General features: G+C 65.5%; 15 protein-coding genes, 5 tRNA genes and 1 pseudogene. All 21 read right to left on the bottom strand.

Annotated elements, in window-relative coordinates:
* Positions 1 to 42 precede the first annotated feature (42 nt).
* A tRNA-Phe gene (locus ACFJI0_RS26500) sits at positions 43 to 118 on the bottom strand.
* A 58-nt stretch (positions 119 to 176) separates the two neighbouring features.
* Positions 177 to 881: a response regulator gene (locus ACFJI0_RS26495; RefSeq protein ID WP_382322953.1), complete on the bottom strand. Its 705-nt coding sequence runs from the start codon at positions 879 to 881 to the stop codon at positions 177 to 179.
* Positions 882 to 911: 30 nt separating this feature from the next.
* The gene (locus tag ACFJI0_RS26490) at positions 912 to 3200 is read right to left on the bottom strand and encodes an ATP-binding protein (protein ID WP_382322952.1); all 2289 of its coding nucleotides are present in this window, start codon (positions 3198 to 3200) and stop codon (positions 912 to 914) included.
* A 5-nt stretch (positions 3201 to 3205) separates the two neighbouring features.
* Entirely contained in the window at positions 3206 to 3889 is a 684-nt protein-coding gene (locus tag ACFJI0_RS26485) for a DUF4390 domain-containing protein (protein ID WP_382162653.1), read from the bottom strand.
* A 34-nt stretch (positions 3890 to 3923) separates the two neighbouring features.
* Positions 3924 to 5286 (bottom strand): annotated as a pseudogene (rsmB, locus tag ACFJI0_RS26480) (16S rRNA (cytosine(967)-C(5))-methyltransferase RsmB).
* Positions 5287 to 5330: 44 nt separating this feature from the next.
* Positions 5331 to 6353, bottom strand: a complete 1023-nt coding sequence (locus ACFJI0_RS26475) for a M48 family metalloprotease (RefSeq protein ID WP_382322951.1) — start codon at positions 6351 to 6353, stop codon at positions 5331 to 5333.
* Positions 6353 to 6946 (bottom strand): LemA family protein, encoded by a 594-nt coding sequence (locus tag ACFJI0_RS26470; protein WP_382322950.1) that lies wholly within the window; start codon positions 6944 to 6946, stop codon positions 6353 to 6355. Before ACFJI0_RS26470 ends, ACFJI0_RS26475 begins: the two co-directional genes overlap by 1 nt.
* A 248-nt stretch (positions 6947 to 7194) precedes the next feature.
* Complete coding sequence (rpoC, locus tag ACFJI0_RS26465; protein ID WP_382322949.1) at positions 7195 to 11415, bottom strand: DNA-directed RNA polymerase subunit beta'; 4221 nt, start codon at positions 11413 to 11415, stop codon at positions 7195 to 7197.
* Positions 11416 to 11441: 26 nt separating this feature from the next.
* Positions 11442 to 15566, bottom strand: coding sequence for a DNA-directed RNA polymerase subunit beta (gene rpoB / locus ACFJI0_RS26460; RefSeq protein WP_382322948.1), 4125 nt, complete (start codon positions 15564 to 15566; stop codon positions 11442 to 11444).
* Between the two features lie 308 nt (positions 15567 to 15874).
* Positions 15875 to 16255: a 50S ribosomal protein L7/L12 gene (gene rplL / locus ACFJI0_RS26455; protein WP_291121845.1), complete on the bottom strand. Its 381-nt coding sequence runs from the start codon at positions 16253 to 16255 to the stop codon at positions 15875 to 15877.
* A 43-nt stretch (positions 16256 to 16298) separates the two neighbouring features.
* Positions 16299 to 16826, bottom strand: coding sequence for a 50S ribosomal protein L10 (gene rplJ, locus ACFJI0_RS26450; RefSeq protein WP_291121846.1), 528 nt, complete (start codon positions 16824 to 16826; stop codon positions 16299 to 16301).
* 232 nt (positions 16827 to 17058) lie between these two features.
* Positions 17059 to 17754, bottom strand: coding sequence for a 50S ribosomal protein L1 (gene rplA / locus ACFJI0_RS26445; protein WP_291121847.1), 696 nt, complete (start codon positions 17752 to 17754; stop codon positions 17059 to 17061).
* The gene (rplK, locus tag ACFJI0_RS26440; RefSeq protein ID WP_137922451.1) at positions 17755 to 18186 is read right to left on the bottom strand and encodes a 50S ribosomal protein L11; all 432 of its coding nucleotides are present in this window, start codon (positions 18184 to 18186) and stop codon (positions 17755 to 17757) included.
* A 116-nt stretch (positions 18187 to 18302) separates the two neighbouring features.
* Positions 18303 to 18869: a transcription termination/antitermination protein NusG gene (gene nusG, locus ACFJI0_RS26435; RefSeq protein ID WP_291121848.1), complete on the bottom strand. Its 567-nt coding sequence runs from the start codon at positions 18867 to 18869 to the stop codon at positions 18303 to 18305.
* Positions 18866 to 19249 (bottom strand): preprotein translocase subunit SecE, encoded by a 384-nt coding sequence (gene secE / locus ACFJI0_RS26430; RefSeq protein ID WP_382322947.1) that lies wholly within the window; start codon positions 19247 to 19249, stop codon positions 18866 to 18868. Before secE ends, nusG begins: the two co-directional genes overlap by 4 nt.
* A gap of 158 nt (positions 19250 to 19407) precedes the next feature.
* Positions 19408 to 19483, bottom strand: a tRNA-Trp gene (locus ACFJI0_RS26425).
* Positions 19484 to 19512: 29 nt separating this feature from the next.
* Positions 19513 to 20703 (bottom strand): elongation factor Tu, encoded by a 1191-nt coding sequence (tuf, locus tag ACFJI0_RS26420; protein ID WP_382162668.1) that lies wholly within the window; start codon positions 20701 to 20703, stop codon positions 19513 to 19515.
* A 55-nt stretch (positions 20704 to 20758) separates the two neighbouring features.
* Positions 20759 to 20833, bottom strand: a tRNA-Thr gene (locus tag ACFJI0_RS26415).
* Positions 20834 to 20908: 75 nt separating this feature from the next.
* Positions 20909 to 20982: transfer RNA gene (locus ACFJI0_RS26410), tRNA-Gly, on the bottom strand.
* Between the two features lie 75 nt (positions 20983 to 21057).
* Positions 21058 to 21143 (bottom strand) — tRNA-Tyr (locus ACFJI0_RS26405).
* A gap of 67 nt (positions 21144 to 21210) precedes the next feature.
* A complete protein-coding gene (locus ACFJI0_RS26400; RefSeq protein WP_382322946.1) occupies positions 21211 to 21942 on the bottom strand; it encodes a uracil-DNA glycosylase in 732 nt (243 codons plus the stop codon).
* Positions 21943 to 21944: the final 2 nt, after the last annotated feature.

The raw sequence follows: 21944 nt of genomic DNA, 5'->3' as shown, positions 1-21944 counted from the left end.
AACGCCCCAGAACCCTTATCGGGCGCTGGGGCGCATAAATACTGGTGGCCTGGGGCGGAATCGAACCACCGACACGCGGATTTTCAATCCGCTGCTCTACCAACTGAGCTACCGGGCCTTTGGAAGAAGCGAGATTGTAGCAGCTTCCGGCGCCTGGTTTTTCCGCCGTCGGGCGCTCAGAGCGCGTTGCGTTTGCTGCGCGCCAAGTCCACGCCGAGTTGCTTGAGCTTGCGGTACAGGTGGGTGCGCTCCAGGCCCGTCTTTTCGGCCACGCGGGTCATGGAGCCGGACTCTTTGGCGAGGTGGTATTCGAAGTAGGCTTTTTCGAAATCGTCCCGCGCCTCGCGCAGCGGGCCATCGAGGTTGAACGACTGCAGCGACTGCGGGCCCAGGTCCATCATTGCCGGCTCGGGCAAAGCGCTGCCACTGACGGCGGCCTCCACCGCGATGTCGGTCGATGACAGCATGCCACCGCCCATGCGCAGGGCGGACACGACGGGGCCGCTGGGCTTGGCGGGGGCCTTGTTGAGCCCCTGGTCCACCGCCTTGAGCAGCTTGGCCATGGTGATGGGCTTTTCGAGGAAAGCGGTGGCACCGATGCGCGTGGCCTCGACGGCAGTGTCGATGGTGGCGTGGCCGCTCATCATGATCACGGGCATGGAGAGCAGGCCACCGCTGGCCCACTCCTTGAGCAGGGTCACACCGTCCGTGTCGGGCATCCAGATGTCGAGCAACACCAGGTCGGGGCGCAACTGGGCGCGCACAGCGCGGGCCTGTGCGGCGTTTTCAGCGAGTTCGACCGTATGGCCTTCGTCGTTGAGGATCTCCGAGAGCAGGTCTCGAATCCCCAGTTCATCGTCTACGACCAGAATAGTTGCCATGGCGCGGTGTGTGTCCCTCGGAACGTGTTGTCAATTTGCAACTGCGAATGATAACGACACTTGCGCGCCGATCACCTTGCCTTCGGTCATGCGGTTGCTCAGATCCACGCGGCCGCCGTGTTCGTCCATGATTTTCTTGACCACCGCAAGGCCCAGGCCGGTGCCCTTGACTTTGGTGGTGACGTAAGGCTCGAACGCCCGTTTGAGAATGTGTTCGGCAAAACCCGGGCCTTCGTCGAGCACCGACAGGCGCACCCACTGGCCGGAGTCGGAGCGCCGGGTGCGCAGCAGCACCTGGGCGTCGGGCACGCCGGCCATGGCGTCCTGCGCGTTCTGCACCAGGTTGTGCAAGGTCTGCCGCACCTGCTGCGGGTCGGCCATGGCCTTGGGCAGGTCGTCGGCGAGTTCCAGGCGCACCGGCACGGCGGCGTTGTCGTACAGCACGACGATGTCGCGCACCAGGGCGTTGAGGTCGACCGGCATGAGTTGCGCGGCGGGCAGGCGCGCGTAGTCGCGGAATTCGTTGACCAGGCGCTTCATCGCATCGACCTGGTCGACGATGGTTTTCACCGACTTGTTGAGAATGGCTTGTTCGGGCGGCTGTACCTTGCCGTCGAGTTTCATGGCCAGGCGCTCGGCCGAGAGCTGGATGGGCGTGAGCGGGTTCTTGATTTCGTGCGCGAGGCGGCGCGCGACCTCGCCCCAGGCCTTGGCGCGCTGGGCGGACACCATTTCCGAGACGTCGTCGAACACCAGCAGGCGTTCGTTGTTGGGCAGCAGGGCGCCGCGCGCGATGAGGGTGATGCCTTCGTCGAAGGGCGTGGTGCCGTCCGCGCTGAGCTCGAAGGACTGCTGCCAGTAGCCGCCTTCGTGTTGCGCCTGGTCGGACAGGAAGCGCTCGAACTGCTGCAGCACGCCGCCGCCAAAGGTCTCCAGTCCCGGCACCTCGGCCAATGGCTGGCCCATGTGCACGGCCAGCGGCGTGTGCAGGATGCGCGCCGCGCCGGGGTTGACGCTGCGCACACGGCCCTGCTCGTCGAGCACGACGACACCGGCGGTGAGGTTGTCCAGGATGGTCTGCAGGTTGTCGCGCGCGGCGTCCACCTGCTCCATGCTTTGCTGCACCGCGGCGCGCGCGTCCGAGAGGTCTTGTGTCATGTGCGCGAAGGTGCGCGTGAGGCTCGCGAGCTCGTCGCGCGAGGTCAGTGCGGTCTTGGGCGCGAGGTTGCCGGCCGCCACTTCGCGCATGCCCTCGGCGAGCACGAGCAGCGGGCGCACCAGCTGGTTGCCCAGCAGCACGGCCAGCAGCACGGCGCCGAACACGGCGAGGAACAGCGCCAGCGTGAGCGTGCCGATGTACATGCGGCGCAGACCTTCGCGGGTGAGCGCGCGCTCCTGGTACTCGCGGTTGGCGACCTGCACGGCCAGCGCGTCCGTCACCAGCGCACCGGGCAGCGGTGCCACCACCTGCAGGTAACGCGGCTCGGCGTTGAAACCGAAGTTGGGCGGGCTCACCAGGGCCAGCACCTTGATGCGCGGTTGGCTGGCCGCGATCAGGGCCTCGATCTCGCCACTGCCGTCCTCCTCCAGGCCCTCGATCTGGGCCACGACGCGGGCGTTGCGGGCGCTGCGCAGCTGGGCTGGCGTGGGGCGCTCGGGGTTGATGTCGAAGCGCGAGCTGCCCGAGCTGCCCAGGGCCTGGCCGTTGGCGCTCCAGAGCACCAGGTCGGTCACGCCGAGCTGTTCGCGCACGCGCTCCAGCGCGAGCACGGCCGACGGGTTGGGCACGCGCGAGAGGCCCTCGGCGGCCACGCGGGTCTTGCTGCTGAGGTCGGCGGTCAAGGTGTCGAGCGTGGTGCGCCCGAGGTTGAGTCCGGCGACCAGCGCGGATTCCACGCGCACGTCGAACCAGCTCTCGATGGAGCGCGAAACGAACTGGTAGGACACGGTGTAGATCAGCAAACCCGGCAGGATGCCGACCAGGCCGATGATGGCGGCGAGCTTGATCAGCAGCCGACTGCCGAACTTGCCGCGTTTCAGGCGCAGGGCCAGGCGCAGGGCCAGCCACAGGATGACGAGCAACAGGAAGGCCGCCACCGCCACGTTGATGCCGACCAGCCAGTTGAAGTTCTGCTCGTAGAACGCGCGGTTGTTGGTGGCCAGGGTGAGCAGGAACAGCAGCACCATGCCCACGCCGGTCATGAACACCAGTCCGGCGCCGATGGCCCAGCGCACAGCGGCGGGCTTGGTCTTGGGGGCGGTGGTGTGGACCGGGGTCACGATGGGGTCCTGGCCGCGCGGGCCGCGCACGCTGGACATGGCCGCTAGCGCGTGGGCTCGCGCACGCTGGGTTCGCCGGTGAGCTCGACGGCGTGAACGCCGCCGGCCGTGTGGTCCGGGGCCTTGTCGGCCTCCGCCCGCCCGGGCACCGGCAGGGTCTGGCGGACTTCCACGGTCCATTCGGGCTGGTTGGCCATGCCGATCTGGAACGGCCGGGGCAGCAGGGTCAGATCCAGCCGGAACGAGAACTCGACTTCATGCTCGGCATCGGGTTCGAGCCGCGCCGCGTCGGCCAGCTTCCAGCGGGCCACGCGGCCCACGCCGGCCAGCGCCTCGTTGAGGGAGTCGAAGTTCTGGTGCAGGGCGTACTGCAGGCCGGCCCCGCCGGAGGCGGCGGCGGTCTCGTTGGACAGGCTCACGCGCCAGCGCCGGGTGAGCGGCTGGTAGGCCAGGCGCAGCGTGCGCGTGGCACTCGCCACGCGCTTGTCGGTCCAGTACCAGCGGGCACGGTAAACGTCGGCATGCCACACGAAATAGAGGGGAACGGCCTTGTACAGGGCGTCTTCGACCACCGGCGCGGGCTGGAGCTCCATGCGGGCCGAGAGGAACAGCGCTTCGGGGGTGCGCTGCAGACCGAGCTGCTCCACCAGCGGGGCCTGGGCGTGCGCGGGCCAGAACGCCAGCAGCGACAGCGCCAGCCCCAGGACAAACCCACGCCATCGGTTCACGGCGCGGGTCCGGCGGGTGGCGATGGGCGGTCGGTCAAGGCAGGGCCTTGTCGATGCGGGCATAGAAGAAACCGTCGTATCCACCTGGAGGATTGTCGTTGAACTCCCCCGACGGGGCGGCCGAACCGGGCAGCAAATGCCCCGGCGAAGGCCGATGAAGCGCGTCGGTGTGGCGCACAAGGAACGACTGGACCTGCCCGTCGCCTTCGGCGCGGAACACCGAGCAGGTGGCGTAGACCAGCCGGCCACCGGGTTTGAGCAGCGGCCAGAGGGCTTCGAGCAGGCCGCGCTGCGTGGCGCACCAGCGCATCCACGTCGCTGGCGCGGCGCAGCCAGCGCACGTCCGGATGGCGGCGCACGATGCCCGAGGCGGTGCAAGGCGCGTCGAGCAGGATGGCGTCGAACGGCTGGCCGTCCCACCAGGCGGCGGGTTTTGCGGCATCGGCGCTGCGCACCGTGGCTTGCAGTCCCAGGCGCTGCAAGGTGTCTTCGATGCGCTCGCAGCGGCGCGGGTCCACGTCGAGCGCCAGCAGGTTCAGGTCGGCGCGTTCGAGCAAATGGGCGGTCTTGCCGCCAGGGGCGGCGCAGGCGTCGAGCACGCGGTCGGCCGCGGTCCAGGTCCGGCCTTCGAGCAACTGGTCGGCCGCCATCTGGGCGGCGGCGTCCTGCACCGAACAATGGCCCTGGGCAAAACCGGGCAGGCGCTCGACCGGCTGCGGGGCGTCCAGCACCAGGCCATCGCTGCCCGTGGGGGTGGCGGTGAGGCCGATGGCTTCCAGGGCCTGCTGGTAGGCGGCGCGCTCCACGCGGCGGCAGTTCACGCGCAAGGCCATGGGGCCGGGCTGGTTGTTGGCCTCCAGGATGGCGCGCCAGTGCTCGGGGTGGTCGCGCTGCAGGCGCTCGATCCACCACAACGGGTGGTTCCAGCGCGCAACCGGGTCGGCCGCCACATGCGCCAGCAGCGCCTCGCGCTCGCGCAGGAAGCGGCGCAGGCAGGCGTTGACGAACGCCGCCTGGCGCTCGGTGCGGCGGTCCTGGCGGGCGGCTTCCACCGCCTGGTTCACCACCGTGTGCGCCGGGTAACGCGGGGCATGTTCGTCGGTCGCGTCCAGCAGCAAGGCCACCGCGCTGGACATCAGGGCCTGCACCGGTGGCGCCGGCTTGCGCTCCACCAACTGGTTCACCAGGGCGCGCGCCGTCCCGAGGTGGCGCAAGGCGTGGAAAGTGAGCGCCTGCACGCCCGGCCGCAGCGCGGGCACCAGCTCGGGCAGCACCTCGCTCAGCGAACGCCCCTGCTCGACCGCGAGCACGCAGCCCGCGGTGTGGCGCAACTGGGTCGCCAGGGTGGGACCCTGGAGGCCGGGAGCGGTGGAGGTCGGGGGGGCCGGAGCGGTCAAGGCAGGTTCCGTGGCAAGCGCAGACAAAGCGAAGACCGCGAGTGTCACACAGCGCGGGACGGGGTGGCGGGTTCGTCCTCTCTCAGCAGGGGCAGCGGCCCCATGTCACGGCCATAGATGCGGCGGATGCGTTGGGCCAGCGGCGGGTGCGAGTCGAGCCAGTGCTCGGTCTTGCCGCCCGCGTTCGCCACCAGCAGCATGTGCTGCACCATCGAGCCCACCTGGCGCGGCACCACCCCTTCGCGCTGCTGGCTCAGCACCTTGCGCAGCACGCCACCCAGGCCGTCGCGGCTGCGCGTCCATTGCACGGCGCGCGCGTCGGCCAGGTACTCGCGCTGGCGCGAGACGGCGGCCTGCAACGCGTGGCCGGCGAGCCAGCCCAGCCAGCCTGCGGCCATGATGGCGAGGCCGATCAGGGCCGTGATCCAGCGCCGGTCCCGGCTGTCGAGCTCGGCCAGGTCCTGGCCCATGCGAAACAGCATCTCCAGCCCGAACACCATGCCGACCAGCCGCATGTTCAGGCGCGTATCGCCTTCACCGATGTGGCTGAACTCGTGCGCCACCAGGCCCTGCAGTTCGTCTCGGGTCAGGTGGTCGAGCGCGCCCTGGGTCACGGCCACCACCGCGTCGTTCTCGTCCCAGCCGGCCGCGAAGGCGTTGATGCCTTGGTCGCGCGCCAGCACCATGGCCTGCGGCCGTTTCAGGCCCGATGAAATCGCCATTTCGTCGACGATGTTGCAGAAGCGCTGTTCGTCGAGGTCGCCCGAAGGCTGCGCGGGCCGCGCCCCCATCTGCTCGGCCAGGCGCGCCCCGCCGCCGTCGGCCAGGCGGGAGGTCTCCACCCACCAGCCCCCCAGCACGAAGAGCAGCGTGACCCCGGTGTTGACGGAGAAGAAATAGCGGGGGAAGCGCAGTTCGCCGGGCATCCAGAATCCCCAGCTCAGGCCCCAGGCCAGGGCCAGCGCGGCGTTCACCGCCACCAGCAGCAACAGCACGGTGAGGCCGAACGCGAACAGCAGGCGCCGGGTCTCACCCCGGGCGTCGCGCTGGAATTCGAAGAAGCGCATTACAGCTGGATGCGCAGGGCCTCGCGTTCGGCTTCGCTCGTGGTGGACGCCAGCATGGTCAAAGGCTGGAAGCCGAACAGCCGCGCAATGAGCAGCGTGGGGAACTGGGCGGCGGCGTCGTTGAACTCGAGCACGTGGTCGTTGTAGGCCTGGCGCGCGAAACCGACGCGGTTCTCGGTGCTGGTGAGCTCCTCGCTGAGCTCGCGCATGTTCTGGTCGGCCTTGAGATCGGGGTAGTCCTCGACCACCGCGAACAGCTTGCCCAGCGCGCCGCCCAGAGCCTGTTCGGCCCCGGCCAGGGCGCCGAGCGCCCCGGCGTTGAGCGGGCTGCCGGCCGCCGTCTGCTCGGCCGTGCGCGCCTGGTTGCGCGCCGCGATCACCGCCTCCAGCGTCTGGGCTTCGTGGGCCAGGTAGCGGCGCGCCACCTCCACCAGGTTGGGAATCAGGTCGTAACGCCGCTTGAGCTGCACGTCGATCTGGCCAAACGCGTTGGCGATCGCGTTTTTCAGGCGCACCAGCCGGTTGTAGGCACCCACGGCCCAGAAGAACAGCACCAGGCCCACGGCCAGGAAGACCCACAGCGAGACGGACATGTTTGGAACTCCTTGTTGTTGGTGTTGAACCGCCTGCCGTGCGGCAAGCGCGGCCAATATACCCCGCAGGGCATCACCCGTGCCTGCGCGCGCGCCATGAAAAAAGCCCCCGGTCGGATGACCGGGGGCTTCTGTTGGCTCGAAGGCGAAAGTGCCCCTGTCCAGAAACACCGCGGAACCGGCTTTGCCGGGCCGCAGGTGTTGCCCCCTTGAGGGGGCGGCGCATAGCGCCGCAGGGGTGGGCTTGCTTACTCGGCGTCGTGGGTGCTCGATGCGTCGGCCTGATCGGCCTGGTCGGCAGCCAGCGAGATCGCGTCGGCTTCGGCGATGGCACGGCGTTCTTCGTCGTCCATCTTCTCCTTGACCTTGCGCGCCTCGTGGTAGGCCATGCCGGTACCGGCCGGGATCAGACGACCCACGATCACGTTTTCCTTCAGACCACGCAGTTCGTCGCGCTTGCCCATGATGGCCGCTTCGGTCAGCACCCGGGTGGTTTCCTGGAAGGAAGCGGCCGAGATGAACGAGTCGGTGGACAGCGAGGCCTTGGTGATGCCCAGCAGGATGTTGCTGTACACCGCCGGCAGCTTGCCATCGGCACGCAGCGCGTCGTTGGTGTTGAGGATTTCCGAGCGCTCGACCTGTTCACCGGCGATGTAGCTGGAATCACCCACGCTGTCGACGACCACACGGCGCAGCATCTGGCGAACGATCACCTCGATGTGCTTGTCGTTGATCTTCACGCCCTGCAGGCGGTAGACGTCCTGCACTTCGTCGACGATGTAGCGGGCCAGCTCTTCCATGCCCAGCAGGCGCAGGATGTCTTGCGGATCGGCCGGGCCGTCCACCACGCTCTCGCCCTTGTTGACCACCTGGCCTTCGTGCACCAGGATGTTCTTTTCCTTGGGGATGAGGTCGTCCCACACCTTGCCTTCGGGATCGGTGATCTGCAGGCGAACCTTGCCTTTGGTCTCCTTGCCGAACGACACGGTGCCGGTCATCTCGGCCAGCATGCCCTTGTCCTTCGGGCTGCGGGCTTCGAACAGCTCGGCCACCCGCGGCAGACCGCCGGTGATGTCTCGCGTCTTCTGGCCTTCGACCGGGATGCGCGCCAGCACTTCGCCGGGGCCCACGTCCTGGCCGTCGCGCACCTGGATCAGCGAACCGATCTGGAAGCCGATGGTCACCGAGTGGTCGGTGCCGGGGATCTTCACCTCGTTGCCCGAGCCGTCGATCAGCTTGACCTGCGGACGGACCACCTTGGCCACGCCGCGGCGCTTCGGATCGATCACCACCAGGGTGGACAGGCCGGTGACATCGTCCACCTGCTTGCGCACGGTGAGGCCTTCCTCGACGTTCTCGAACTTCACCTGACCGGCGAATTCCGTGATGATCGGGCGCGTCAGCGGATCCCAGTCCGCCAGGATCGCACCGGCCTTGATGGTCTGGTCGGCCTTGACCGACAGGATCGCACCGTAAGGCACCTTGTGGCGCTCGCGCTCACGGCCGTGTTCGTCGTGAATGACGATCTCGCCCGAACGCGCGATCACGACCAGCTCACCCTTGGTGTTGGTCACGTAGCGCATGGTGGCGTTGAAGCCGATCACGCCGCTGGACTTGGCTTCCACGCTGGAGGCCACCGCCGCGCGCGACGCTGCACCACCGATGTGGAAGGTGCGCATGGTCAGCTGCGTGCCGGGTTCGCCGATCGACTGCGCGGCGATCACGCCGACCGCTTCGCCGATGTTGACCAGGCCACCGCGGCCCAGGTCGCGGCCGTAGCACTTGGCGCAGATGCCGAAGCGGGTTTCGCAGGTCAGCGCGGTGCGCACCTTCACTTCGTCCACCGCGGCGGCTTCGAGCACGTCGAGCAGGTCTTCGTCGAGCATCTCGCCGGCGGGCACCAGCATCTGGCGCGTTTCCGGGTGGATCACCTCCTCGGCCGTGGTGCGGCCCAGGATGCGGTCGCGCAGCGACTCGATCACTTCACCGCCCTCGACGATGGCGCGCATCAGCGTGCCATTGGACGTGCCGCAATCCTGCTGGTTGACCACCAGATCCTGCGTCACATCCACCAGACGGCGAGTGAGGTAGCCGGAGTTGGCCGTCTTCAGCGCCGTGTCGGCCAGACCCTTTCGGGCGCCGTGGGTGGAGATGAAGTACTGCAACACGTTGAGGCCTTCACGGAAGTTCGCCGTGATGGGGGTCTCAATGATCGAGCCGTCAGGCTTGGCCATCAGGCCGCGCATGCCGGCCAGCTGGCGGATCTGCGCCGCGGAACCGCGGGCGCCCGAGTCGGCCATCATGTAGATGGAGTTGAACGACTCCTGGTCCACTTCCTTGCCGCTGCGGTCGGTGGTCTTCTGCTTGGCCAGCTGGGCCATCATGACCTTGGAGATCTCGTCACCGGCCTTGCCCCAGATGTCCACCACCTTGTTGTAGCGCTCGCCCGCGGTCACCAGACCGGAGGCGTACTGCTGGGCGATTTCCTTCACCTCGTTTTCGGCGCGGTCGATGATGGCCGGCTTTTCCTTGGGCACCAGCATGTCGTCCACGGCGATCGAGATGCCGGCGCGCGTGGCCAGACGGAAACCGTTCTGGAGCAGCTTGTCGGCGAACACGACGGTTTCCTTCAGACCGCACTTGCGGAACGAGGTGTTGATCAGGCGCGAGATTTCCTTCTTCTTCAGCGCCTTGTTCAGCACCTCGAAGGGCAGGCCACGCGGCAGGATCTCGGACAGCAGCGCACGACCGACCGTGGTGTCCACCAGCGAGGTGGAGGCCACGAATTCGCCGCTGGCCTTGTCCAGCGTGTGCTGGGTCAGGCGCACGGCAATCTTCGAGGTGATCTCGACCACACCGTTGTCCAGCGCGCGCTGCAGCTCGGCCAGGTCGGCGAAGTACATGCCTTCGCCCTTGGCGTTGATGCGCTCGCGGGTGGCGTAGTACAGACCCAGCACCACGTCTTGCGACGGCACGATGGAGGGTTCGCCGTTGGCCGGGAACAGGATGTTGTTCGAGGCCAGCATCAGCGTGCGGGCTTCGAGCTGGGCTTCCACGGACAGCGGCACGTGAACGGCCATCTGGTCACCGTCGAAGTCGGCGTTGAAGGCCGCGCAGACCAGCGGGTGCAGCTGGATCGCCTTGCCTTCGATCAGGATCGGCTCGAACGCCTGGATGCCCAGGCGGTGCAGCGTCGGTGCGCGGTTGAGCATCACCGGGTGTTCCTTGATCACCTCTTCCAGGATGTCCCACACCACCGGCGTGCCGGCTTCCACTTCCTTCTTCGCGGCCTTGATGGTGGTCGCGATGCCCATGGCTTCCAGGCGCGAGAAGATGAAAGGCTTGAACAGTTCGAGCGCCATCAGCTTGGGCAGGCCGCACTGGTGCAGCTTGAGCGTGGGGCCGACCACGATGACCGAACGGCCCGAGTAGTCGACGCGCTTGCCCAGCAAGTTCTGGCGGAAGCGGCCGCTCTTGCCCTTGATCATGTCTGCCAGCGACTTCAGCGCGCGCTTGTTGGCGCCCGTCATGGCCTTGCCACGGCGGCCGTTGTCCAGCAGCGAGTCCACGGCTTCCTGCAGCATGCGCTTCTCGTTGCGCGCGATGATCTCGGGCGCCTTGAGTTCGAGCAGGCGGCGCAGGCGGCTGTTGCGGTTGATGACGCGGCGGTACAGGTCGTTCAGGTCGGAGGTCGCGAAGCGGCCGCCGTCCAGCGGCACCAGCGGACGCAGGTCCGGCGGCAGCACGGGCAGCACGTCGAGCACCATCCACTCGGGCTTGATGCCGGACTTCTTGAAGGCTTCCAGCACCTTCAGGCGCTTGGCGTTCTTCTTGATCTTGAGTTCGGAGCCGGTCAGGTCGTTGCGCAGCTTCTCGATCTCGATGTCGAGGTCGATCGCCTGCAGCAGTTCCTTGATGCCCTCGGCGCCCATCTTGGCGATGAATTCGTCGCCGAATTCCTTGCGCTTGGCGTCGTAGTCGTCCTCGCTCATGATCGCGAACTTCTTCAGCGGGGTCATGCCCGGATCGACGATCACATACGCTTCGAAGTACAGCACGCGTTCGATGTCGCGCAGCGTCATGTCCAGGATCAGGCCCAGGCGCGACGGCAGCGACTTCAGGAACCAGATGTGGGCGCAGGGCGCGGCCAGGTCGATGTGACCCATGCGCTCGCGACGCACCTTGGTCTGCGTGACTTCAACGCCGCACTTCTCGCAGATGACACCGCGGTGCTTGAGGCGCTTGTACTTGCCGCACAGGCATTCGTAGTCCTTGATGGGACCGAAGATCTTGGCGCAGAACAGGCCGTCGCGCTCGGGCTTGAACGTGCGGTAGTTGATGGTCTCGGGCTTCTTGACTTCACCGAAGGACCACGAGCGGATTTTTTCCGGCGAGGCCAGGCCGATGCGGATCGCATCGAAGTGCTCGTCGGGCGTGAACTGCTTGAACAGGTCGAGCAAAGATTTCATGGGTTGCTTTCCTTAAGTTCGGTGAATCAGGAACGTTCCAGCTCGATGTCGATACCGAGCGAGCGGATTTCCTTGACCAGCACGTTGAACGACTCGGGCATGCCCGCGTCGATCGTGTGCTCGCCCTTGACGATGGATTCGTACACCTTGGTGCGGCCTTGCACGTCGTCGGACTTGACGGTGAGCATTTCCTGCAGGATGTACGAAGCGCCGTAGGCTTCCAGCGCCCACACTTCCATTTCGCCGAAGCGCTGGCCCCCGAACTCCGCCTTGCCGCCCAGCGGCTGCTGGGTCACGAGCGAGTACGGGCCGGTGGAACGGGCGTGCATCTTGTCGTCGACCAAGTGGTGCAGCTTCAGGAAGTGCATGTAGCCCACGGTGGTCTTGCGCTCGAAGGCGTCACCCGTGCGGCCGTCGTACAGCTGCGCCTGGGTGCGGGTCTCGGTCAGGCCCTTGAGTTGAGCGATGTCGTCCGGGTAGGCCAGCTTGAGCATCGCGCGGATCTCGTCTTCCGAGGCACCGTCGAACACCGGGGTGGCGAACGGCACGCCGGTCTGCAGGTTCTCGGCCATCTCGATCACCTCGGCATCGCTCAGCGCGGCCAGGGTTTCCTTCTTGCCAGCCGAGTTGTAGACGGTCTCGAGGAACTTGCGCAGCTCGGCCACCTTGGCCTCGGCTTGCAGCATGTCGCCGATGCGCTGGCCCAGGCCCTTGGCGGCCCAGCCCAGGTGGACTTCGAGCACCTGGCCCACGTTCATGCGCGAAGGCACGCCCAGCGGGTTGAGCACGATGTCGGCGGGGGTGCCGTCGGCCATGTGAGGCATGTCCTCCACGGGCACGATCTTGGAGACCACGCCCTTGTTGCCGTGGCGGCCGGCCATCTTGTCACCCGGCTGCAGGCGGCGCTTGACGGCCAGGTAGACCTTGACCATCTTGAGCACGCCAGCGGGCAGCTCGTCGCCCTGCGTGAGCTTCTTGCGCTTCTCTTCGAACGCGAGGTCGAAGCTGTGGCGCGTCTGCTCCATCGAGTTCTTGATGGACTCGAGCTGGGCGGCCACGGTCTCGTCGGCCGGGCGGATGTCGAACCAGTGGTACTTCTCGACGTCGTCCAGGTAGGCCTTGTCGATGGTCGTGCCCTTGGACAGCTTCTTCGGGCCACCGTTGGCGATCTTGCCGGTCAGCAGCTTCTCGATCCGGTCGAAGGCGTCGGCTTCCACGATGCGCAGCTGGTCGTTGAGGTCCAGGCGGAAGCGCTTGAGTTCGTCGTCGATGATCTGCTGGGCGCGCTTGTCGCGCGTGATGCCCTCGCGGGTGAACACCTGCACGTCGATCACGGTGCCTTGCGAGCCCTGATCCACGCGCAGCGAGGTGTCCTTCACGTCGGAGGCCTTCTCGCCGAAGATCGCGCGCAGCAGCTTCTCTTCGGGCGTCAGCGTGGTCTCGCCCTTGGGCGTGACCTTGCCCACCAGCACGTCGCCGGGCAGCACTTCGGCGCCCACGTAGATGATGCCGGAGTCGTCCAGGCGGTTGAGCTGCTGCTCGGCCAGGTTGGGGATGTCGCGGGTGATTTCTTCCGCGCCCAGCTTGGTGTCGCGCGCCATGACCACCAGTTCCTCGATGTGGATCGAGGTGTAGCGGTCGTCGGCGACCACGCGTTCGGAGATCAGGATCGAATCTTCGAAGTTGTAGCCGTTCCAGGGCATGAAGGCGATCAGCATGTTCTGCCCGATCGAGATCTCACCCAGGTCGGTCGACGCGCCGTCGGCGATCACGTCACCCGAGGCCAGCTTGTCGCCCTTCTTGACGATGGGACGCTGGTGGATGTTGGTGTTCTGGTTGGAGCGCTGGTACTTGATGAGGTTGTAGATGTCCACACCCACTTCACCGGCCACGGCTTCAGCGTCGTTCACGCGGATCACGATGCGGGTCGCGTCCACGTAGTCGACCACGCCGCCGCGCTTGGCGGTGACGACGGTGCCGGAGTCGATCGCGGCCACGCGCTCGATGCCGGTGCCCACCAGGGGCTTCTCGGGACGCAGCACGGGCACGGCCTGGCGCGACATGTTGGCGCCCATCAGCGCGCGGTTCGCATCGTCGTGCTCGAGGAACGGCACCAGCGAGGCGGCCACGGAGACGATCTGCGCGGGCGACACGTCCATGTACTGGATGGTGTCGGCCGGCGTCAGGATCGATTCACCCTTTTCACGCGCGGAGATCAGGTCACCGGTCAGGCGGCCTTCGGCGTCGAGCGCGGCGTTGGCCTGGGCGATGACGTACTTGCCTTCTTCGATGGCCGACAGGTAGTCGATCTGGTTCGTCACCTTGCCATCGATCACGCGGCGGTACGGCGTTTCGATGAAGCCGTATTCGTTCAGGCGCGCGTACAGGGCCAGCGAGTTGATCAGACCGATGTTCGGGCCTTCCGGCGTTTCGATCGGGCAGACGCGGCCGTAGTGGGTCACGTGCACGTCGCGCACTTCGAAGCCGGCGCGTTCGCGGGTCAGACCGCCCGGGCCCAGGGCCGAGACGCGGCGCTTGTGCGTGATCTCGGCGAGCGGGTTGGTCTGGTCCATGAACTGCGACAGCTGCGACGCACCGAAGAACTCCTTAAGCGCCGCGGAAATCGGCTTGGAGTTGATCAGGTCGTGCGGCATCAGCGGCTCTTGCTCGGCCTGGCCGAGGCGTTCCTTCACGGCCTTCTCGATGCGGGCCAGGCCGGTGCGGTACTGGTTTTCGGCCAGTTCGCCGACGCAGCGCACGCGGCGGTTGCCCAGATGGTCGATGTCATCGACTTCGCCACGGCCGTTGCGCAGGTCCACCAGGATCTTGACCACGGCCAGGATGTCGTCGTTGGACAGCACCATGGGGCCGGTGGATTCGTCGCGGCCCACGCGGGCGTTGAACTTCATGCGGCCCACGCGCGACAGGTCGTACGTGTCCGGGTTGTAGAACAGGCGGTGGAACAGGGCCTGCACGGCGTCTTCGGTCGGCGGCTCGCCGGGGCGCATCATGCGGTAGATCGCCACGCGCGCGGCGAACTCGTCGGCGGTTTCGTCGATGCGCAGGGTCTGCGAGATGTAGGCGCCCTGATCGAGTTCGTTGGTGTACAGGCACTGCAGGTCCTGCACGCCGGCGGTGCGCAGCTTCTTCAGCAGCGCTTCGGTCAGCTCTTCGTTGGCCTTGGCGATGATCTCGCCGGTGTCGGTGTCCACGATGTTGCGCGCCACGACGCGGCCGATCATGAAATCTTCCGGCACGCTGATGTGCGTGGTGCCCGACTGCTCGAGTTCGCGGGTGTGGCGCACGGTGATGCGCTTGTCCTTGGCGACCACGACCTTGCCGCTCTTGTCGGTGATGTCGAAACGCGCCACTTCACCGCGCAGGCGCTCGGGCACGAAGGCCATCTGCGCGCCGCTGTCCATCAGGCGGAAGTGGTCGTTGACGAAGAAGTTGGCCAGGATGGCTTCCGGCGTCAGGCCGATGGCCTTGAGCAGGATGGTGACCGGCATCTTGCGGCGACGGTCGACGCGGAAGAACAGCACGTCCTTCGGATCGAATTCGAAGTCGAGCCAGGAGCCGCGGTACGGAATGATGCGAGCGGAGAACAGCAGCTTGCCCGAGCTGTGCGTCTTGCCCTTGTCGTGTTCGAAGAACACACCCGGCGAACGGTGCAACTGAGACACGATCACGCGCTCGGTGCCGTTGATGATGAAGGAGCCCTTCTCGGTCATCAGGGGCACTTCGCCCATGTAGACCTCTTGCTCCTTCACTTCCTTGATCACCTTGGATTGCGCGGTCGAGGACTCGCGGTCATAGATGATCAGCTGGACGCGAGCACGCACGGCGGACGCGAAGGTCAGGCCGCGGGTCTGGCATTCGCGCACGTCGAACGCGGGCTTGGCCAGGTTGTACTCGACGAACTTCATCTCCACGAAACCGTTGTGGGAGACGATGGGGAAAGCGGCCTCGAACGCGGCCTGCAGGCCTTCGTTGGTGCGTTTCTTCGGTGCGCTGTCGGCTTGCAGGAACGCGGTGTACGCGTCCTTCTGCATTTGCAGGAGGTAAGGAATCGCGAGGACGTTTTCGCGGGTACCAAAGCTCTTGCGGATGCGCTTGCGTTCGGTGTATGAGTATTTCGATGCTGAGGCCATGAGATCTCCGGGCTTGAGGTCTGCGGCGACTGTCTTGCCTACCAGGGACGGATTCCTGGTGGCTTTCTTGGTGGCTGGCCTCTACCAACCATTGGCGGACGGCCTGTGCATTGCACACAGGCCCGAACCAAGTCGTTTTCTGCAGTCGGGGTCAGAAAACACTGCTAAGAAGACTCGAAAAATCTGCTTAGCGGTGTTTCAACAAAACACTCAAAAGCCGTTTCGTGAGACGGGCTTTTGGGTGTGCTCTGAAAGCACCAAAGGCTGGAGGCCCTTGTCGAGCACTCCAGCCCCTGAAACCGGGCGAATTACTTCAGCTCGGCCTTGGCGCCGGCTTCCACCAGCTTCTTGACAGCGGCTTCGGCGTCGGCCTTGGCGATCGCTTCCTTGACGTTCTTCGGTGCGCCGTCGACCAGGTCCTTGGCTTCCTTGAGGCCCAGGCCGGTGATTTCGCGCACGGCCTTGATGACGGAGACCTTGTTCGCGCCGGCTTCGACCAGCACGACGTTGAATTCGGTCTTCTCTTCAGCGGCTGCGGCAGCACCACCGCCAGCGCCGCCGGCAGCAGGAGCGGCCATGGCGGCAGCGCTCACACCAAACTTCTCTTCGATGGCTTTCACCAGTTCGTTGAGTTCCATGACCGTCATGCTGTCCAGCGCGGTCAAAAATGCGTCTTTATCGAATGCCATTTTGATTTCCTAACAATTGGTTTGAATGAAAGTGCCGCGCCACTCAGGCAGCAGCCGCTTCTTCGGCTGCCGGTGCGGCAGCGCCTTCGCCTTTTTTGGCCGCCAGCGCGCCCAGCACCACGGCCGTGCGCGAAATGGGCGACATCAGCAAGCCACACAGCTGCGCCAACAGGACTTCCTTCGAAGGAATGCTGGCAAGCGTCTTCACGCCGTTGACGTCCAGGGCCTTGCCTCCGTACACACCGCCGCGGATCACCAGCTTGTCGTTGGTTTTCGCGAAATCGGCCACCACCTTCGCGGCGGCCACAGCGTCTTCAGAGAAGCCATAGATCAGCGGGCCGGTCATCTGGTCAGCGGCCACTTCAAACGGGCTGCCAGCCACCGCACGGCGGGCCAGGGTGTTCTTCAACACACTCAGGCTCACACCATTGCTGCGGGCTGTCACGCGCAGTTTGTCCATGTTCGCGACCGTGATGCCACGGTATTCCGCCATCACGAGCGTTTGAGCTTTTGCGGCGAGGCTGGTCACTTCGGAAATGACCGCTTCTTTCTCACTGCGATTCAGACTCAAGGTCTACTCCTTAAATGTGCCCTCGGTCCTTCAAGACCTGGGGCACGCCTCATTGCAGCGATTCAACTGTTTCGGAACGGATTCCATCTGCAGCGGGATCGCCATCTGCGTTGGCTTGTCACAATTAAGCCGGCTTGCACCAGCACCAACGGTCTTGGATGGCCCCCGGATCGGCTTTCGCCAGCCCGGGGCCCACCACACCCAGGCCCCGAAGGGCCCGAATTTCTTGCGATTACGCCGAGATGGACTGGGTGTCCACGCGGACGCCCACACCCATCGTCGACGACACCGCCACCTTGCGCAGGTACACACCCTTGCTGGTGGCGGGCTTGGCCTTGGTCAGCGCGTCGAGCAGCGCCACCAGGTTGCCCTGGAGCTTGTCGGCGTCGAACGAGCGGCGGCCGATCGTGCCGTGCACGATGCCGGCCTTGTCGACGCGGAACTGCACCTGGCCCGCCTTGGCGTTGCGCACGGCTTGTGCCACATCGGGCGTCACGGTGCCGACCTTGGGGTTGGGCATCAGGCCGCGCGGGCCCAGCACCTGACCCAGGGTACCGACGATGCGCATGGCGTCCGGCGAGGCGATGACCACGTCGAAGTTCATGTTGCCGGCCTTGATGTCGGCGGCGAGGTCGTCCATGCCGACGATGTCGGCACCGGCGGCCTTGGCTTCTTCGGCCTTGGCGCCTTGGGCGAACACGGCCACGCGCTTGGTCTTGCCGGTGCCGTTGGGCATCACGACGGCGCCACGCACCACCTGGTCCGACTTCTTGGCATCCACGCCCAGCTGGATCGCCACGTCGATGGACTCATCGAACTTGGCGTTCGCGCATTCCTTGATGATCGCCAGGGCGTCGGTCAGGCTGTACAGCTTGTTGCTGTCGACCTTGCCTTCGAAGGCTTTCTGTTTTTTGGTCAGCTTCGCCATTTACACGCCCTCCACAATCACGCCCATCGAGCGAGCCGAACCGGCGATGGTGCGCACAGCAGCGTCCACATCGGCAGCGGTCATGTCCTTCATCTTGGTCTTGGCGATCTCTTCGAGCTGGGCCCGGGTGATCTTGCCGACCTTGTTCTTGTTGGGCACCGAGGAGCCCTTGTCCAGCTTGATGGCCTTCTTGATCAGGGTCGTCGCGGGCGGCGTCTTGATGATGAAGGTGAAGCTCTTGTCCGCGAAGGCCGTGATCACCACGGGCAGCGGCAGACCGGGCTCGACGCCCTGGGTCTGGGCGTTGAACGCCTTGCAGAACTCCATGATGTTCAGGCCGCGCTGACCCAGCGCCGGACCGATCGGGGGAGAGGGGTTGGCCTTACCAGCTGGCACTTGCAGCTTGATGAAGCCGACGATTTTTTTCGCCATTTTTTAGCTCCTGCGAGTGCAGACGGTTGCCATCAAGACAACCTCCTCGCGGTTGGGGACCCGGGAAAGAAACAATGGCACAGGCGTCGGGCCGACCCGCCTGTGCCACGAAAGATTCAGGTCTTTTCGACCTGGCTGAATTCCAGCTCCACCGGCGTGGCACGACCGAAGATGGTCACCGACACGCGCATCTTGTTCTTCTCGTAGTTGACTTCTTCGACGGTGCCGTTGAAGTCGGTGAACGGACCTTCCTTGACGCGCACGTACTCGCCGACCACGAACTCGACCTTGTGGCGCGGCTTGTCGGTGCCTTCCTGCATCTGGTTGACGATCTTCTGAACGTCTTCCTCGGAGATCGGCGCCGGGCGGTTCTTCGCGCCACCCACGAAACCGGTCACCTTGTTGGTGTGCTTCACCAGGTGCCAGGTGTCGTCGTCCATCACCATTTCCACCAGCACGTAGCCGGGGAAGAACTTGCGCTCGGTGGTGCGCTTCTGGCCGTTCTTCATCTCCACCACTTCTTCGGTGGGGACCAGGATGCGGCCAAACTTGTCTTGCATGCCGGCGCGGTTGATGCGCTCGACGATGTTGCGCTCGGCCGCCTTTTCCATGCCGGAGTAGGCATGGACCACGTACCAGCGCATGCCTTCAGCGGCCACGGGACTGTGTTGCTCGGTCATCATTTCCTCCAGCCCAGGATCAGGTCGTAAAACAGCCATTCGACGGTCTTGTCGGTCAGCCACAGGAACAGGGCCATCACGAACACGAACGCGAACACATAGGCCGTCATCTGGATGGCCTCCTTGCGCGCCGGCCAGACCACCTTCTTGACCTCACGCCAGGCGTCACGGCCGAAGGCGATCAGCTGCTTGCCCGACTCGGACACCGCGAACACCACCACGGCCGCGCCCAGCAGCACGATCAGCGCACCCCATTGCGCCAGCGCACCGCGCGAGGACAGCAGGTAGAACGCCACGAACGAGCCCAGCAACAGCGCGATCGCCGCCGCCAGCTTGGCCTTGTCGGCGCCGGTGTGGACGGTTTGAACTTCGGAAGTGCGCATGAGGATCCAGACAATTCGTATCAAAAGGCGCGTCCAAAACCCGAAAGCTTGAGACACGCAAGCCCACCAGAGGTCTTCACGACTTCGGTGGGCTTGTTAACCACTCAACAGGGTGGATTCAGGTTCCTGGCTTCAGGTTCCGGCGACATCCTGTCGGGTGGCAGGGGCAGTAGGAATCGAACCTACAACCTTCGGTTTTGGAGACCGACGCTCTGCCAATTGAGCTATACCCCTACTGGCTTCTGCCCCACAAAGGGCTTTTCTTACGCGATGATTTTTGCGACGACGCCGGCGCCGACGGTGCGGCCGCCTTCGCGGATGGCAAAGCGCAGGCCTTCTTCCATGGCGATCGGGGCGATCAGCTTGACCGTGATCGACACGTTGTCACCCGGCATCACCATTTCCTTGCCTTCGGGCAGCTCGATCGAGCCGGTCACGTCGGTCGTGCGGAAATAGAACTGCGGACGGTAGTTGTTGAAGAACGGCGTGTGACGGCCACCTTCGTCCTTGGACAGCACGTACACCTCACCCGTGAAGTGCGTGTGCGGCTTGATCGAGCCGGGCTTGCACAGCACCTGGCCGCGCTGCACGTCTTCGCGCTTGGTGCCGCGCAGCAGGATACCCACGTTGTCGCCCGCCTGGCCCTGGTCCAGCAGCTTGCGGAACATCTCCACGCCCGTGCAGGTCGTCTTCTGCGTGGCGGAGATGCCCACGATCTCGATTTCTTCGCCGACCTTGATGATGCCGCGCTCGATACGGCCCGTCACCACGGTGCCGCGGCCCGAGATGGAGAACACGTCTTCCACCGGCATCAGGAAGGCACCGTCCACCGCGCGCTCGGGCGTGGGGATGTAGGTGTCCAGCGCGTCAGCCAGCTTCATGATGGCTTCTTCGCCCAGCTTGCCCTTGTCGCCTTCCAGGGCGAGTTTGGCCGAGCCGTGGATGATGGGGGTGGCGTCGCCCGGGAAGTCGTACTTGTCCAGCAGCTCGCGCACTTCCATCTCGACCAGCTCGAGCAGCTCGGCGTCGTCGACCATGTCGCACTTGTTCAGGAACACGATGATGTAAGGCACGCCCACCTGGCGCGCCAGCAGGATGTGCTCGCGGGTCTGGGGCATCGGGCCGTCAGCGGCCGAGCACACCAGAATGGCGCCGTCCATCTGGGCGGCACCGGTGATCATGTTCTTGACGTAGTCGGCGTGGCCGGGGCAGTCCACGTGGGCGTAGTGGCGGTTGGCCGTCTCGTATTCCACGTGCGCGGTGTTGATCGTGATGCCGCGCGCCTTCTCTTCCGGTGCCGCATCGATCTGGTCGTAGGCCTTGGCCGCGCCGCCGAACTTGGCCGCCAGCACCGTCGTGATCGCCGCCGTCAGCGTCGTCTTGCCATGGTCCACGTGACCAATCGTGCCCACGTTCACGTGCGGCTTGGTCCGCTCAAATTTCTCTTTTGCCATTTTTCAGCTCCAAAATCAAAATTGCCGAAACACCAGAACAATGCAGGAATATCACTGGTGCCCATGGCGGGAATCGGACCCGCGACCTCTCCCTTACCAAGGGAGTGCTCTACCACTGAGCCACATGGGCAAAGGCACCCGGCGGACCGGACACCCCTGAAAACTCAAACGCCTGTCAAAAACACATCCAACCACCGACGGGACATGGAGCGGGAGACGGGAATCGAACCCGCGTCATCAGCTTGGAAGGCTGGGGTTCTACCATTGAACTACTCCCGCCTGACCTAACCGGCACCACACGGCACCGACCCTCTGGGCGAAACATCCCATTTGCTAACACGTCACATCGATCGCTGGTGGAGGAGGCTGGATTCGAACCAGCGTACGCGTAAGCGGGCAGATTTACAGTCTGCTGCCTTTAACCACTCGGCCACCCCTCCATAGCGCAGCCCGCGATTATGCCATGGATTTGTGGCACTTGGCGCCCGCTCCCCGCTGCCCATTCCGTCACCAGGCGATCGGCGCCCGGCCCTGCCCGGCCAGCCAGGCGTTGGCCTGCCCGAAATGGCCGCAGCCGACGAACGGTACGGGGCCGCGCCGGGCCGACAGCGGCGACGGGTGGTTGGCGCTGAGCACGAGATGGCGCCGGGCGTCGATCAAAGGCGTCTTTTTCTGGGCATGGGCGCCCCAGAGCAGAAACACCTTGGGGTCGCCGGTGTGGCCGCAGTGCTGGATGACGGCGTCGGTCAAGGCTTCCCAGCCCCGGCCGGCATGGCTGGCGGGCTGGCCGTCCTCCACCGTCAGGCCGGTGTTGAGCAGCAGGACACCCTGCCGGGCCCAGCGCACCAGCGAGCCGTCGGCTGGCACAGGCGTACCCAGATCGCGCTGCAGCTCCTGGAACATGTTGCGCAGGCTGGGCGGAGTCTTGACGCCGGGCGCCACGGAAAAGGCCAACCCTTCAGCCTGTCCGGGGCCGTGGTACGGGTCCTGGCCCAGGATGACCACGCGAACCGCCTCGGGGGCACTGAGTTCAAGGGCCCGCAGCGGCCTGGGCGGGTAGACCACCGCCCCCTGCGCCAGCCGCTCGGCCAGAAAGTCCTGCAACCCGCGCCCCGGGGACGAGGCCCAGAAATGGTCCACCAGACCGGCCCAACCCGGCTGCACCGGCCAGTCGGCCGGCTGGGCCGACAACAGATGGGGGGTCACCGCGGGCCCGTCCCAGTCGAAACCGGCTTGCATCG

The sequence above is a fragment of the Hydrogenophaga sp. UC242_53 genome (genome assembly GCF_042696965.1).
GTDB lineage: Bacteria > Pseudomonadota > Gammaproteobacteria > Burkholderiales > Burkholderiaceae_C > Hydrogenophaga.
Note: the sequence above shows the minus strand (reverse complement) of the source record. Positions and strands in the feature narration are given on the sequence as shown.

Coding starts and splice junctions, on each gene's coding strand:
- secE (WP_382322947.1), bottom strand. CDS start 19,249: ATGCGCACTTCCGAAGTTCAAACCGTCCACACCGGCGCCGACAAGGCC.
- rplA (WP_291121847.1), bottom strand. CDS start 17,754: ATGGCGAAGCTGACCAAAAAACAGAAAGCCTTCGAAGGCAAGGTCGAC.
- ACFJI0_RS26470 (WP_382322950.1), bottom strand. CDS start 6,946: ATGTCCGTCTCGCTGTGGGTCTTCCTGGCCGTGGGCCTGGTGCTGTTC.
- rplL (WP_291121845.1), bottom strand. CDS start 16,255: ATGGCATTCGATAAAGACGCATTTTTGACCGCGCTGGACAGCATGACG.
- ACFJI0_RS26490 (WP_382322952.1), bottom strand. CDS start 3,200: ATGTCCAGCGTGCGCGGCCCGCGCGGCCAGGACCCCATCGTGACCCCG.
- nusG (WP_291121848.1), bottom strand. CDS start 18,869: ATGATGACCGAGCAACACAGTCCCGTGGCCGCTGAAGGCATGCGCTGG.
- ACFJI0_RS26495 (WP_382322953.1), bottom strand. CDS start 881: ATGGCAACTATTCTGGTCGTAGACGATGAACTGGGGATTCGAGACCTG.
- ACFJI0_RS26400 (WP_382322946.1), bottom strand. CDS start 21,942: ATGCAAGCCGGTTTCGACTGGGACGGGCCCGCGGTGACCCCCCATCTG.
- ACFJI0_RS26475 (WP_382322951.1), bottom strand. CDS start 6,353: ATGCGCTTCTTCGAATTCCAGCGCGACGCCCGGGGTGAGACCCGGCGC.
- rplK (WP_137922451.1), bottom strand. CDS start 18,186: ATGGCGAAAAAAATCGTCGGCTTCATCAAGCTGCAAGTGCCAGCTGGT.
- rpoC (WP_382322949.1), bottom strand. CDS start 11,415: ATGAAATCTTTGCTCGACCTGTTCAAGCAGTTCACGCCCGACGAGCAC.
- rpoB (WP_382322948.1), bottom strand. CDS start 15,566: ATGGCCTCAGCATCGAAATACTCATACACCGAACGCAAGCGCATCCGC.
- tuf (WP_382162668.1), bottom strand. CDS start 20,703: ATGGCAAAAGAGAAATTTGAGCGGACCAAGCCGCACGTGAACGTGGGC.